The 12562-nt window shown below is 60.3% G+C and carries 14 protein-coding genes; 6 read left to right on the top strand and 8 right to left on the bottom strand.

The features are described 5' to 3' along the window. Positions 1–3: 3 nt before the first annotated feature. The gene (locus ACQZ5K_RS08955) at positions 4–1035 is read left to right on the top strand and encodes an endonuclease/exonuclease/phosphatase family protein (protein WP_448740178.1); all 1032 of its coding nucleotides are present in this window, start codon (positions 4–6) and stop codon (positions 1033–1035) included. A gap of 82 nt (positions 1036–1117) precedes the next feature. Here the strand turns inward: ACQZ5K_RS08955 and ilvC are convergent, their stop codons facing one another. From ilvC to ACQZ5K_RS08940, 3 genes are all read right to left on the bottom strand, one after another. Next, complete coding sequence (gene ilvC, locus ACQZ5K_RS08950) at positions 1118–2137, bottom strand: ketol-acid reductoisomerase (protein ID WP_046798127.1); 1020 nt, start codon at positions 2135–2137, stop codon at positions 1118–1120. Between the two features lie 49 nt (positions 2138–2186). Continuing rightward, a complete protein-coding gene (locus ACQZ5K_RS08945; protein ID WP_448740177.1) occupies positions 2187–2840 on the bottom strand; it encodes a TetR/AcrR family transcriptional regulator in 654 nt (217 codons plus the stop codon). A 402-nt stretch (positions 2841–3242) separates the two neighbouring features. Further along, positions 3243–4151 (bottom strand): AraC family transcriptional regulator N-terminal domain-containing protein, encoded by a 909-nt coding sequence (locus ACQZ5K_RS08940; protein WP_448740176.1) that lies wholly within the window; start codon positions 4149–4151, stop codon positions 3243–3245. A 191-nt stretch (positions 4152–4342) separates the two neighbouring features. Between ACQZ5K_RS08940 and ACQZ5K_RS08935 the strand changes: the two genes are divergently transcribed. Next, on the top strand, positions 4343–5389 hold the full coding sequence (locus tag ACQZ5K_RS08935; RefSeq protein ID WP_448740175.1) for an NAD(P)-dependent alcohol dehydrogenase: 1047 nt from the start codon (positions 4343–4345) through the stop codon (positions 5387–5389). 244 nt (positions 5390–5633) lie between these two features. Here ACQZ5K_RS08935 and ACQZ5K_RS08930 read toward each other — a convergent pair whose 3' ends face one another. Next, on the bottom strand, positions 5634–6899 hold the full coding sequence (locus ACQZ5K_RS08930; protein WP_448740174.1) for an NAD(P)/FAD-dependent oxidoreductase: 1266 nt from the start codon (positions 6897–6899) through the stop codon (positions 5634–5636). Positions 6900–6970: 71 nt separating this feature from the next. After that, the gene (locus tag ACQZ5K_RS08925) at positions 6971–7726 is read right to left on the bottom strand and encodes a pyridoxine 5'-phosphate synthase (protein WP_448740173.1); all 756 of its coding nucleotides are present in this window, start codon (positions 7724–7726) and stop codon (positions 6971–6973) included. A gap of 236 nt (positions 7727–7962) precedes the next feature. On the opposite strand from ACQZ5K_RS08925, the gene ACQZ5K_RS08920 reads away from it, so the two are divergent. Beyond that, positions 7963–8661 (top strand): MerR family transcriptional regulator, encoded by a 699-nt coding sequence (locus ACQZ5K_RS08920; protein WP_448740172.1) that lies wholly within the window; start codon positions 7963–7965, stop codon positions 8659–8661. 6 nt (positions 8662–8667) lie between these two features. Here the strand turns inward: ACQZ5K_RS08920 and ACQZ5K_RS08915 are convergent, their stop codons facing one another. From ACQZ5K_RS08915 to ACQZ5K_RS08905, 3 genes are all read right to left on the bottom strand, one after another. After that, complete coding sequence (locus ACQZ5K_RS08915) at positions 8668–9795, bottom strand: ATP-dependent DNA helicase (RefSeq protein WP_003522390.1); 1128 nt, start codon at positions 9793–9795, stop codon at positions 8668–8670. Between the two features lie 79 nt (positions 9796–9874). Beyond that, positions 9875–10357 carry an SRPBCC family protein gene (locus tag ACQZ5K_RS08910; RefSeq protein WP_448740171.1) on the bottom strand — a complete coding sequence of 161 codons (483 nt, stop codon included), beginning with the start codon at positions 10355–10357 and terminating at the stop codon, positions 9875–9877. Further along, a complete protein-coding gene (locus ACQZ5K_RS08905; protein ID WP_020810226.1) occupies positions 10354–10713 on the bottom strand; it encodes an ArsR/SmtB family transcription factor in 360 nt (119 codons plus the stop codon). Before ACQZ5K_RS08905 ends, ACQZ5K_RS08910 begins: the two co-directional genes overlap by 4 nt. A gap of 141 nt (positions 10714–10854) precedes the next feature. Here ACQZ5K_RS08905 and ACQZ5K_RS08900 point away from each other — a divergent pair, with 141 nt between their 5' ends. The 3 genes from ACQZ5K_RS08900 to ACQZ5K_RS08890 are packed head-to-tail and all read left to right on the top strand — an operon-like array spanning position 10855 to position 12561. Next, the gene (locus ACQZ5K_RS08900) at positions 10855–11235 is read left to right on the top strand and encodes a COG4315 family predicted lipoprotein (protein WP_448740170.1); all 381 of its coding nucleotides are present in this window, start codon (positions 10855–10857) and stop codon (positions 11233–11235) included. Further along, the gene (locus tag ACQZ5K_RS08895) at positions 11219–11776 is read left to right on the top strand and encodes an RNA polymerase sigma factor (RefSeq protein WP_448740169.1); all 558 of its coding nucleotides are present in this window, start codon (positions 11219–11221) and stop codon (positions 11774–11776) included. The genes ACQZ5K_RS08900 and ACQZ5K_RS08895 overlap by 17 nt, the downstream gene beginning before the upstream one ends. Continuing rightward, on the top strand, positions 11773–12561 hold the full coding sequence (locus ACQZ5K_RS08890) for an anti-sigma factor family protein (RefSeq protein WP_448740168.1): 789 nt from the start codon (positions 11773–11775) through the stop codon (positions 12559–12561). Before ACQZ5K_RS08895 ends, ACQZ5K_RS08890 begins: the two co-directional genes overlap by 4 nt. Position 12562: the final 1 nt, after the last annotated feature.

The following is a 12562-nucleotide window of genomic DNA, read 5'->3' as shown; positions in this document are numbered from 1 at the left end:
ATCATGACCCAATATGTCCTGGCGTTCTGGAATGTCGAAAACCTGTTTGCGCCGGAGGGTTATCCGGCGCGCGAGCCGTGGATTGCCGAACGGCTGAAGAACGATCTGAAAGGCTGGACCGAGGACCTGTTCAAAACCAAGGTCAAACAGCTCGGTCTGATCATAAGCCAGATCGGCGTCGCGGGACCGGATCTGCTCGGTGTATGCGAAGTCGAGAACCGTTTCGTTCTGGAGACGCTGGCGGAACATCTGAACGACCTCATGCCCGCGCGCTCCTACCGGGTCGTGCATGCCGATTCCAGCAAGGACCAGCGCGGTATCGATACCGCCTTCATCTATGACAGCAAAAAGCTGCTGATCAACGAGAACGAGATTTTCAGCCATTTCGTGATGCGCCGCACCGGCACGCGCGACATTACCCAATGCACCTTCATCACCAAGGGCGGCCGCCAGCTTATCGCGCTCTCCAATCACTGGCCGTCACGCTCTGGCGGCGCGGTGGAGAGCGCCGGTTTTCGCATGACCGCCGGTGAGACGCTGGGCTATTGGCATCAGCGCATCAGGGAAGAAAAAGGCAACGACATCGCCGTCATCGCCTTCGGTGACTTCAATGACGATCCTTCCGATGCATCGCTGCGCTACCACGCCAATTCCACCCGCGAGCGCGACGATGTCGAAAACTCGCAATCGGCCATGTTCTACAATCTCACCTGGAATTACCTGCGCCAGCCGGTGGTGGATTCCGTCGGCACGGCAAGAACGATCTACGGCACGCTCTATTTTAACGGCGATGCCAATATCTTCGATCAGATCCTCGTCTCCCGATCACTTCTGAGCGGCAGCAGCGGCTTCAAGGTGCACGAGGAAACCGCGAAAATCGAAGCGATTGCCGCCATGGTCAGCCATAGCAAGAACGAGGGACCGATCCGCTTCGGTCTTTCGAAAGGCGATGCGGTCAAAAACGTCAATCTCGGCGGATTTTCCGATCACTTCCCGGTTTCGGTGGTTATCGAGGAAGACGACGCGATCGTGTGACCGGGAGCCCTCTCAGCCGGACAATACAGAAAAGGCCGGAGCGTTCGCCCCGGCCTTCCAATCTTCCTCCAAGCAATGAAGCTTAGTTGACAGCCTTGTCGACCAGCTTGTTCTTGCCGATCCAGGGCATCATGCCGCGCAGCTTGGCGCCGACTTCTTCGATCTGGTGGGCGTCGTTGTTGCGACGGATACCCTTGAAGCGTGCGCCGCCGGCCTTCCATTCCTGCATCCACTCGGAGGTGAACTTGCCGGTCTGGATGTCGTGCAGAACGCGCTTCATTTCAGCCTTGGTGTCGGCGGTGATGATGCGCGGACCGGTGACGTATTCGCCCCATTCTGCCGTGTTGGAGATCGAGTAGTTCATGTTGGCGATGCCGCCTTCATAAATCAGGTCGACGATCAGCTTTACTTCGTGCAGGCACTCGAAATAGGCCATTTCCGGTGCGTAACCGGCTTCGACCAGCGTTTCGAAACCGGCGCGGATGAGTTCGACGAGACCACCGCACAGAACGACCTGTTCGCCGAAGAGGTCGGTTTCGCACTCTTCCTTGAAGTTGGTTTCGATGATGCCCGAACGGCCGCCGCCAACGCCGCAGGCGTAGGAGAGAGCGAGTTCAAGCGCGTTGCCGGAAGCGTTCTGGTGAACGGCAACGAGGCAGGGAACGCCGCCGCCCTTCTGGTATTCGCCGCGAACCGTGTGGCCGGGGCCCTTCGGTGCAATCATGACGACGTCGAGCGATGCCTTCGGCTCGATGAGACCGAAGTGAACGTTGAGGCCGTGTGCGAAAGCGATTGCTGCGCCATCACGGATGTTGCCGGCGATGTCGGCCTTGTAGATGTCGGCCTGGAGTTCGTCAGGCGTTGCCATCATCAGAAGGTCGCCCCACTTGGCGGCTTCGGCAACGGTCATGACCTTGAAGCCGTCGGCTTCGGCCTTCTTGACGGTCGGCGAACCGGCCTTCAGGGCGATGACGACGTTCTTGGCGCCGGAATCCTTGAGGTTCAGCGCATGGGCGCGGCCCTGGGAGCCGTAACCAACGATGACGACATTCTTGGACTTGATGAGATTGAGATCGGCATCACGATCATAATAAACGCGCATTTTATGGTCCTTCCCTAATGCTTGTCTCTCAGTTGTCTGAACCGGAATCTCAGGCGGGTTTGCCGCTGAGTTCCGAATGTATCTTTTCCGTGCCGTAGAGGGTCAGAAAGGCGACGACCGCCTTCTTCGCCCGGGGGGAAAAATCCTTGTCCGGCGCCTCGCCCAGCAGCATGCGCACATGCAGATCCGAAACGATGAGGCCGTAAAAACTGCGATATGCCTCCTCGGCATCATCGAAACGCAGATAGCCGGAACGGCGACCCGCTTCGATCAGCCCACGGGCGCGGCGGTCGATCTGGCGACGTCCGCGTTCCAGCAGCAGATCACCGAGCTTCGAACCGTCACGGCTCGCCTGCCCTATCGCCAGACGGTTGAGCGCCAGTGATACGTCACCCGCCAGCACATCCAGCAGATCATGCGCGAAAACCTCCAGATGATCGGCAAGCTGCGGTGCGGAGACGCGGTCGCCCGCCTTTTCGAAGGTGCGGACCTTGCTCTGCTGAAAGGTGATCATCGCCGCCAGCAGGCCGTCCCGGTCGCCGAACCACTTATAGAGGCTTTCCTTGGAACAGTTGGCGGCGCGCGCCAGCCCGGATGTGGTGAGCGCTTTCTCGCCGCCCTCGACCAATAGACGCAATGCCTGGTCCAGAACGGCGTTCTGGCGCGGCGAAAATTCCTGCGCTGTGATCGGGTCGGAAGCCAAGTCTTTTCCACTCCAGGGGCTCGATTAATGTACCGTACGGTACGGTTCGAGCGCCATTTAAGCGGAGGCAGCGTTGGGGTCAAGCGGATTCTTCGGGGGAGGACGAGAATTGACGCGGTGCGGTGCAGCGTGAATGCCGGCTTGGGGAGCTTTACTGGGAGGTTTTGTGTTGGTGGCGGATTGATGGTGGGTGGGGCTTACCCCCCTCTGCCCTGCCGGGCATCTCCCCCTCAAGGGGGGAGATCGGCAGGAGGCCCTACCGCCGCTTCACTCGCAAATGTTGAGGTGGGCGAGACCCAACCACGAGTCGATCTCTCCCCTTGAGGGGGAGATGCCCGGCAGGGCAGAGGGGGGTAAGCCACACCCGCCACGATCCACTAACCGACGCACAACCTTCCCAACCTACCCAGCCGCGCTGATCTCCCGCGATGCATCAATATCCCGCGACGGCGACAATCCGTAGAAACGGCTATATTCGCGGCTGAACTGCGACGGGCTCTGATAACCGACGCGATGGCCGGCGGTGCCCGCATCCAGCCGCTCCAGCAGCATCAGCCGCCGCGCCTCATGCAGCCGCAGCTGTTTCTGGTACTGAACCGGTGTCATGGCCGTGATCGTCTTGAAGTGATGGTGGAAGGACGAGACGCTCATGCCGATATGATCGGCCAGATCCTCGATACGCAGCTGGCGTGCGAAATTCTCGCGCAGCCAGGCAATGGCGCGGGCGATGCGGTTGCCATGGCTGCCGGCCGCGATGATGTTCATCAGCTGCCCGCCCGCCGGTCCGGTCAGAATGCGGTAGAGGATTTCCTGTTCGATCAGCGGCGCCATGGCGGCAATGTCCGCCGGACGGTCGAGCAGGCGCAACAGGCGGATAGCCGCGTCGAGAAGTTCCGGCGTGGCCGTATTGACGACGATGCCGCGCTGCGCATTCGCCGGCTCGGCAGGCGGATCGATGGGTACGCGCCGCATGAGATCGAGCAGCTTTTCGCTGTCGATGGCAAGCGCGATGCAGAAATGCGGCACCTCCCTGCTCGCCTCCACCACCCGCCATGCAACCGGCAGGTCAAGCGAGGTCAGGAGATAATCCCCTGCGCCATAATTGATGGTGTCCGTCCCCAATTGAACGCTTTTCGAGCCCTGGATAACCATGGCGAGACAGGGGCGATAGCTGCCGTGGCAAGGCGCACTCGGCGTCGTGCGCCTGCTGATGCCGAGGGAGTCGATTGCCGTCTGCACCTCGCCGTCCTGGGTAGCATGCCGCGCGGCAATGGAGGCGATCTCCTGATAGACATTGAACGGCAAGGACATAGGGGAAATCCCTTAACTGAAGGAAGAGATGCGTCGGATGCCTTTTATCTAGAAAGCCGCGCGGCCCGCGCAAAGAGTGTGCCACCATATTTTTGCAGGATCGTGCAAAAAGCTCGGAGGATCGCTCTAACGCCGCCTCGCACTTCCATCGCATATTCCGTCGTCCCCAACCCCTCGATAAGGATATTCAGATGGCTATTGCTAGAGGTTACGCTGCGACCGATGCGTCGAAGCCGCTTACCCCGTTCACCTTCGAACGCCGCGAGCCGAACGATGACGACGTCGTCATCGATATCAAATATGCCGGCATCTGCCACTCGGACATCCACACCGTCCGCAACGAATGGAAGAACGCCGTCTACCCGATCGTTCCCGGCCATGAGATCGCCGGCGTCGTGAAAGCCGTCGGTTCCAAGGTCACGAAGTTCAAGGTCGGCGATCATGTCGGCGTCGGCTGCTTCGTCGATTCCTGCGTCGGCTGCGCCACCCGCGATCTGGACAACGAGCATTACATGCCCGGCCTCGTCCAGACCTATAACGACGTCGATCCCTTCACGAAGACCGCGACCCATGGCGGTTACTCCGACTCGATCGTCGTCAAGGAAGGTTATGTCCTGTCGATCCCGGACAACCTGCCGCTCGATGCTTCCGCACCGCTTCTGTGCGCCGGCATCACGCTTTATTCGCCGCTGCGCCGCTGGAACGCCGGTCCCGGCCAGAAGGTCGCGATTGTCGGCATGGGCGGCCTCGGTCATATGGGCGTCAAGCTCGGTGCCGCCATGGGCGCGGATATCACCGTTCTTTCCCAGACGCTGTCGAAGAAGGAAGACGGCCTGAAACTCGGCGCGAAGGAATATTACGCCACCAGCGACGCCTCGACCTTCGAGAAGCTGGTCGGCACCTTCGACCTGATCATCTGCACGGCCGGCGTCGCCATCGACTGGAACGCCTATCTCGGCCTCCTGAAGCCCAAGGGCAGCATGGTCGTCGTCGGTGCGCCGGAGCATGCAATCCCGGTTCACGCCTTCTCGCTCATCATCGGCGCGAAAAGCCTGTCCGGCTCGATGATCGGTTCGATCAAGGAAACCCAGGACATGCTGGATTTCTGCGGCGAGCACAACATCGTCTCGGAAATCGAGACGATCAACATCCAGGACGTCAACGAAGCCTATGAGCGCGTGCTGAAGAGCGATGTGCGGTATCGCTTCGTCATCGACATGGCGTCGCTCGACGCTTGATGGGCGTCAAATCGACGTCGTAACTAAAAAAGGGCGGGGAGCAATTGCTTCCCGCCTTTTGATTGGGGCAAACCTCTCCTTCCACACGACGTCATCCTCGGCCTTGTGCCGAGGATCTACCGACGCCTCGTCAATTCGGCACGTTGCAGATGCTCGGGACAGGCCCGAGCATGACGACGGAGAGGTTATTACCCCCTAGGACAGTAGGCGGCGGGGAGCTCCCGCCCTTTGCCTTACCCCTGCCTCAGGCCTCGTCCTTCAGCGTCTCTTTCTGCGTAATCAGCCGCGCGCTGTGCTGGCCGCTCAGGTAAATCCACAGCCAACTCCACGCCACCGCCAGCCGCGACCGGGTTCCGATCAGGAAGTAGATATGGGCAAGCCCCCATATCCACCACGCCAGCACGCCCTTGAGCTTGAACCGGCCGAAATCGATCACCGCCGCGCGTTTGCCGATGGTCGCCAGATTGCCCTGATGGCTGTAGCGGAACGGCGGTGGTGACGGCTGGCCGGCCAGCCGCGCCTTGATGACTTTCGCGACATAGGCGCCCTGCTGCTTTGCCGCGGGTGCGATGCCCGGCACCGGCTTGCCGTTTTCCTGATTGACGGCGGCCGTATCGCCGATGACGAAGATATTCGGATCGTCTTCCAGATTGAGATGAGGTCCGACGATGGCCCGCCCTGCCCGGTCGGCGGCGGCGTTAAGCCATTTCGCGGCTGGCGACGCCTGCACGCCGGCGGCCCAGACAACGGTGCGGCAGGGGTAATAGGTCTCGCCCACCGTCACGCCCTCATCGCTGCACGCCGTCACCGGCGTGCCGAGCAGAACCTCGACGCCAAGTTTTTCGAGCGCTTCCTTCGCATAGGCCGAAAGGTCTTCCGTGAAGACCGGCAGAACGCGAGGGCCAGCCTCGACGAGCAGCACCCGGGTTTTTCTGGTATCCACATTACGGAATTCCGCCGGCAGCGCCTTGTGGGCCAGTTCGGCGATCATGCCTGCCATTTCCACGCCCGTTGGACCTGCGCCGATGATGACGAAGGTCAGCAGCGCCTGTCGTTCCTCTTCGCTGGTGGCGAGTTCGGCCCGCTCGAAAGCCAGAAGCAGGCGGCGGCGAATTGTCGTTGCATCTTCGAGCGTCTTGAGACCGGGGGCGGAACGCTCCCACTCGTCGCGGCCGAAATAGGCGTGGCGGGCGCCGGTTGCCAGCACCAGCGTATCGAAACCGATCACCTGACCCGAACTTAAATGCACGGTCCGCGCCGCCCGGTCTATGCCGGTCACCTCCGCAAGCAGGGTCGTGACCTCCTTGCGGTCGCGGTAGAGATGGCGGATCGGCCAGGCGATTTCGGATGTCGCCAGAGCCGTCGTCGCAACCTGATAAAGCAATGGCTGGAACAGGTGGTGATTGCGACGATCGATCAGTGTGATGCGGACAGGGGCCCCCTCCAGCCCGTGTACCAGTTGCAAACCGCCGAAGCCTCCACCCACGACGACAACATGATGTTCTTGCATATGTCTCTGCCTTCAAAAGCTCGCGCACGGAGCATGCGCAGCCAAAGCATAGGCGAAAAAATTGACTTTGGTTATGAAATAGGCTGACCGCAGGCGTGACAAAAACGCCGGACTGTTTCAGCCATGCCATATTCCAGCGCATCCGCCGTCAGCCCGTGACCGATGGAAACCTCAGCCAGATAAGGGATACGTTTCATCAGCCTGGGCAGGTTTGCGACGGTGAGGTCATGGCCGGCATTGACGGCAAGCCCGAGCGCTCTGGCATGATCCGCCGTCTGCCCGAGCTTTTCGAGAAGCGCGTCGCCCTTTTTCGGATCGTCAAAACAGCCGCCATAGGGGCCGGTGTAAAGTTCGATGCGCGCCGCCCCCGTCTCGGCGGCCAGTTCCACCGGCTCGCGTTCGCCATCGCCATCGGCAAAAAGCGAGACGCGCATGCCGCCGGCCTTCAGGCGTCCCACCACGTCTTTCAGGAAAACGCCGTGTTTGCGGAAATCCCAGCCATGGTCGGAAGTTGCCTGCGAGGGATCGTCGGGCACCAGCGTCACCTGCTCCGGTTGGGTCTTCTCGCAAAGAACGAGGAAATCCTCGGTCGGATAACCTTCGATGTTGAATTCCGTGTCAGGGAAACTGTCGTCGATCAGGGCGCGCAGCACCGGCAGATCGGAAAAGCGGATATGGCGCTGATCTGGCCGCGGGTGTACAGTCAGCCCGCTTGCCCCCGCCGCCAGTGCAATATGCCCGAAATGCGCGACATCCGGCCATGGAAGATCGCGGCGGTTGCGTAACATGGCAATTGCGTTCAGATTGACAGAAAGTTTTGCGGGCATGGCATCGGGGCTCCGGTTCGGAATTGACATCCTGTTTCACGCAGGTTGAGGCCAATCGCAAGAAGGCCGGCGAATTTTTTATTATTGCGGGAACGAAAACAGGCAATACACGTTACGGTTCTGATGTAGCGTTTGGCATGAGGTCTTGATCGGAAAACATGTCCGTCTTGGGGGAACAAGCAACGGACACCTTTAAAAAGGCAGGCACACTGTCAAAGAGCGCGAAGGGGGAGACAATGCAGGATGGCCGTATGCCGTTCGAAAGTCACGGCGACGAGGACAAACCCAATCTAAGGATCAGCAGCTTTCTACCGGATATAAGCCTGCCCTCCTCCCTGCCCGCAGAACCCGTGCCCATCGCCGACATGGCCAATATCTTCGGGGTGACCCATCGGACACTGCATTTTTACGAGGAAAAGGCGCTGCTGACCTCGAAGCGCATCGGCCAGATGCGGGTCTATACCCATCGCAATGTCCAGCGCATGGCCGTCATCAACGTCTGCCGCGAAGTGGGCATTTCTGTCGCCGCCATTACCGAGATCATGGAAAAATTCGTCCGTTCGCTCTCGCAGGACGAGGCGGACGACATATTCCACGCCGCGCTGCGGCAGCGGAAGCGGGAATTGACAGCCGAGCTTTCCACCCTTCAGCGCCAGGCCCAGCAGATCGAGGAACTGCTGGTCGCCGACACGGATGCGGACGGCATGGATGGCGCGGAACGGGCCCCGGCAAAGGACATCGCCCTCACCGACACCGAACGAAAATGTCTGGAACTGATGGCGGAGGGTTACGCCCCGGTGCGCCTTGCCCGCGCCCTTGGTCTTTCGGGCAGCGATCTCAATGTTCTCGAGGCGAAGATCATCGGCAAGTTCAATGCCAGCAACCGCTTTCAGGCGGTCGCCAAGGCGGTTCTGCTCGGCGTCATCCGTGCATAGTCACGATCAACGAACGATTGTCAGCGTCTCCGCCGCGCGGGTAATGGCGGTGTAAAGCCACCTCTCGCGCGAGTCCCGGAAAGCATAGCTCTCGTCGAAGAGAACCACGTTGTTCCACTGCGAACCCTGCGCCTTGTGCACGGTCAGCGCATAGCCGAAATCGAATTCGTCATACCGCTTGCGCGTGGACCACGGAATTTCCGTCTCCACATCCTCGAAGGCCGCCTTCAGCAATTTGATCTTGGCAGCACCACGATCCATATCATCGTCTTCAGGCCGGATCATCAGGTTGATGCCGGGCTTCACCGTCTCGCGCGATGAACTCATCACCTGCCAGAGCGAGCCGTTGAGCAGCCCCTTGGCCGGATCGTTCCGGAGGCAGACCAGCTTGTCGCCGGATTGCGGGTAATCGGCGGTAAAACCCTTCAGCTCGCGAAGCCGCTGATTGTAACGGCGGCGGGTGCGGTTGGTGCCGACGAGCACCTGATCGGCATCGAGAACCAGCGACTGCGTCACCTCGGATTTGGAAATCACCTGCGCGGTCCCGTAATCGCCGCGCATGATCTCCCGGCCCTCCCGCACATCCATGGCAAGATGGATGATGGGATTGTCCTTGGCCTGCCGATGGATTTCCGACAGCAGATAATCCGGCTCCTGCTCGGTAAAGAAGCCGCCGCCCGAAACCGGCGGCAGCTGCCCGGGATCGCCGAGCACGAGGATGGGCGTGCCGAAGCTCATCAGGTCCCTGCCGAGCTGCTCGTCCACCATCGAACATTCATCGATGATGATGAGCGCCGCCTTGGCAAGCGGGCTCTGGCGGTTGATGGAGAACATCGGCGCAATCGAAGTCTTGCCGGTTTCCTCGTCTTCCACGGTTTCTTCGCCGCGCGGGCGATAGATCAGCGAATGGATGGTGCGGGCATTGGTCGCCCCGCGCGAGCGCAGCACCTGCGCCGCCTTGCCGGTGAAGGCGGCAAACAGCACCTCGCCATCGACATTTTCCGCAAAATGCTTGGCAAGCGTCGTCTTGCCCGTTCCGGCATAACCGAACAGCCGGAAAACCGGCGTCCGGCCTTCCTTCAGCCAGCGGGAAACAGCCTTCAGCGCTTCGTCCTGTTGCGGTGAAAATAACATGCGCCCTCATCGCAGGATTCGAGCGTCATGCGCAACAAAAAAAGAACGAAAGATGAATCGCCCGACGAGAATGACGGTCTCAATGGGCCGCCTGCTTCTCAACGAGTGCCGCCAATTGCTCCGCAACCGTATTCCAGCCGTCGAAGAACCCCATCTCCGCGTGCCTGTTGCGATCCTCAAGATTGTTGTGCATGGCGTAAGCCACATATTCCATGCCGTCGGGATGATCGCGAAACGTCATCACGGCCGTGAGGAACGGCTGGGCGGAGGGGCGAAAACCCGCCGTCAGCGCATCGGTGAAAACCAGACGCTGCTCATGATCCACCGCCAGAAAACATCCTTTGACATGCGGACCGAAAGCCGTGCCATCCTCGCTATAGCGCGTTTCGAAGGCGCCGCCGGGATGGAGCTCCATGCGGTCGACCCGGCATTGGCCGGGATGCGGCACCCACCATTGTTCGAGGCTGGCCTTGTCCGTCCAGGCATTCCAGACGAGCCGGCGCGGCGCCCTGATGATGCGTGAAATCTTCAGGTCGAGATCGGGATTGAAAGTCTCGGTCATTGGTCATTCTCCCCTTTGCTGGACATCCTGTCCTGTTGCGCCATGACGAATTGTTCGAGCCGGTCGGTGCGGCCTTCCCAGATGGCGCGTTGTTGCGACAACCAGCCATCGAGCATGGAGAACCTCTGTTTCTCCAGCGAGCAGAACCGGACACGCCCCTGCTTGCGCGTCACGATCAGCCCCGCCTCTTCCAGCTGGCGGATATGTTTCATGAAGGATGGCAGGGCCATGTCGAATGGCTCGGCCAGCGTTCCGATGCTCGCCTCCCCGCCGCCCAGCCTCAGGATCACCGCCCTGCGGGTCGGATCGGCAAGAGACTGGAAGATATCGTCGAGCGCGTCTGAATAGTTTTCCATAAGGCTAACTATCATATCGAAATAGTTAGCTCAATGGATAAGTTTAAAAATCGCAAAAATTCGTTGCCGCAGGGAATAATCCGTCGGGTTGCGGTGTCTCTTGATGTGCTGGCGGCAGAGGCCGCCCGAACCAAGGAGGATATGTCCATGAAGATCCGCTTTATCGTTCCCGCCCTCGTTCTGGCTTTTGCCGGAACGGCCTATGCCGCCCCTGTGGTCGAAACCGTCAAGACCGCCAAGGGCGATGTGCTGGCGGGCGAAAAAGGCATGACGCTCTACACTTTCAAGAACGACAAGAAGGGCGTATCCAATTGTTATGATAAATGCGCGGTGAACTGGCCGCCGTTTTTCGCAGCCGCAAGCGACAAGGCCGAGGGCGCCTATTCCCTCGTGAAGCGCAAGGACGGCAAGATGCAATGGGCGAAGGATGGCATGCCGCTTTATTACTGGGTCAAGGACACGAAAAAAGGCGACGCCACCGGCGACGGTATGAACGGTGTATGGGATGCCGCAAAACCCTGATGGCATGACGGACGAAAAGCGGGGGAACCATTCCCCCGCAGCCGGCAGTTTCGAAACCGAAATGCTGGCGCTGATGCCCATGCTGCGCCGTTATTCCCGCAGCCTTTCCCGTTCCGATGCCGATGGCGAAGACCTCTTGCAGGACTGCGTGGAAAGGGCGTTGGCCAATAAAAGGCAATGGCGTGGAACGGGTTTGAAATCATGGGCTTACACGATAATGACGAATCTTTATCGTAACCGCCACCGCGCCGAGAAACGGCACCCGTCCGAAAGCCTCGACGGCCATGAGACCATCGCCGGCGCGGAGACGCTCTCCGACACGCTGGAGAATGACCGCCTGCACGGCGCGCTCGCCCTTCTTTCGCCCGACATGCGCGCGGTGCTGATGCTGGTGACGGTGGAGGGCTACAGCTATCAGGAGGCGGCCGAGACACTATCGATCCCGCTCGGCACCGTCATGTCCAGACTGTCCCGCGCCCGCGAAACCCTTCGCCAGCACCTGGCGGCGGATAATATCATACCCCTGCGGAGACCACGATGAAACGGCTAGAGGCCATAACCGAAGACGATCTGCAAGCCTATGTCGACGGACTTCTTTCCGACGATGACCGCGCGGCTGTCGAGGCCTGGCTGGCGGAAAGGCCGGAAGAGCAGGCCCGTGTGGAGGAATGGAGAAAACAGGCCGATATTCTGCGCAATGCCTTCGCCTCCTATGCCGCCGCGCATCCGCATGACGCATCGATGCTCAGCCCGCAAAAGAGGGACCGCGCATGGCGGGCAAAACCGGTTCTCCTGCAAACAGCGGCAGCCCTTTTGATCTTCGTGGCGGGTGCTGCGGCGGGCAGGCTTCTGCCGCCGTCTTTTTCCACGCCGCAGGACGTGACGCTGGCGTCGCTGACGACGGATATTCCGGCGCAGGCGAAATCCGCCTATCTCATATATGCGAGCGAGGTGCGCCATCCCGTCGAAGTCGGCGCCGGAGAACAGCAGCATCTCGCCACATGGCTCGGCAAGCGGCTCGGTTACCCCTTCACCATCCCCGATCTCTCGAAGATCGGATACGACCTCGTCGGCGGGCGTCTTATCCCCGTCAGCGGCAAGCCGGGCGCGATGCTGATGTATCAGGACAAGACCGGCCGTCGGGTGACGGTGCTGATCGGCCACAATGAGGAAAACCGCACCACCAGCTTCCGCATGGCCAGCGCCGACGGCATCGAGACCTTCTACTGGATCGACAATGAACTGGGTTACGCCGTGTCGGCCGAACTGACGCGTGACGAGGTGCAGGCAATCGCCGAGGAATGCTACCGGCAGTTCCCGACGTGAA

This window comes from Agrobacterium sp. 22-226-1 (assembly GCF_053522345.1).
Note: the sequence above shows the minus strand (reverse complement) of the source record. Positions and strands in the feature narration are given on the sequence as shown.

Bases quoted from the DNA above. Each gene is read 5' to 3' on its own strand.
- ACQZ5K_RS08890 (WP_448740168.1), top strand. From the start codon at position 11,773: ATGAAACGGCTAGAGGCCATAACCGAAGACGATCTGCAAGCCTATGTC.
- ACQZ5K_RS08905 (WP_020810226.1), bottom strand. From the start codon at position 10,713: ATGGAAAACTATTCAGACGCGCTCGACGATATCTTCCAGTCTCTTGCC.
- ACQZ5K_RS08915 (WP_003522390.1), bottom strand. From the start codon at position 9,795: ATGTTATTTTCACCGCAACAGGACGAAGCGCTGAAGGCTGTTTCCCGC.
- ACQZ5K_RS08940 (WP_448740176.1), bottom strand. From the start codon at position 4,151: ATGTCCTTGCCGTTCAATGTCTATCAGGAGATCGCCTCCATTGCCGCG.
- ACQZ5K_RS08895 (WP_448740169.1), top strand. From the start codon at position 11,219: ATGCCGCAAAACCCTGATGGCATGACGGACGAAAAGCGGGGGAACCAT.
- ACQZ5K_RS08930 (WP_448740174.1), bottom strand. From the start codon at position 6,899: ATGCAAGAACATCATGTTGTCGTCGTGGGTGGAGGCTTCGGCGGTTTG.
- ACQZ5K_RS08920 (WP_448740172.1), top strand. From the start codon at position 7,963: ATGCAGGATGGCCGTATGCCGTTCGAAAGTCACGGCGACGAGGACAAA.
- ACQZ5K_RS08910 (WP_448740171.1), bottom strand. From the start codon at position 10,357: ATGACCGAGACTTTCAATCCCGATCTCGACCTGAAGATTTCACGCATC.
- ilvC (WP_046798127.1), bottom strand. From the start codon at position 2,137: ATGCGCGTTTATTATGATCGTGATGCCGATCTCAATCTCATCAAGTCC.
- ACQZ5K_RS08955 (WP_448740178.1), top strand. From the start codon at position 4: ATGACCCAATATGTCCTGGCGTTCTGGAATGTCGAAAACCTGTTTGCG.
- ACQZ5K_RS08925 (WP_448740173.1), bottom strand. From the start codon at position 7,726: ATGCCCGCAAAACTTTCTGTCAATCTGAACGCAATTGCCATGTTACGC.
- ACQZ5K_RS08900 (WP_448740170.1), top strand. From the start codon at position 10,855: ATGTCCATGAAGATCCGCTTTATCGTTCCCGCCCTCGTTCTGGCTTTT.
- ACQZ5K_RS08935 (WP_448740175.1), top strand. From the start codon at position 4,343: ATGGCTATTGCTAGAGGTTACGCTGCGACCGATGCGTCGAAGCCGCTT.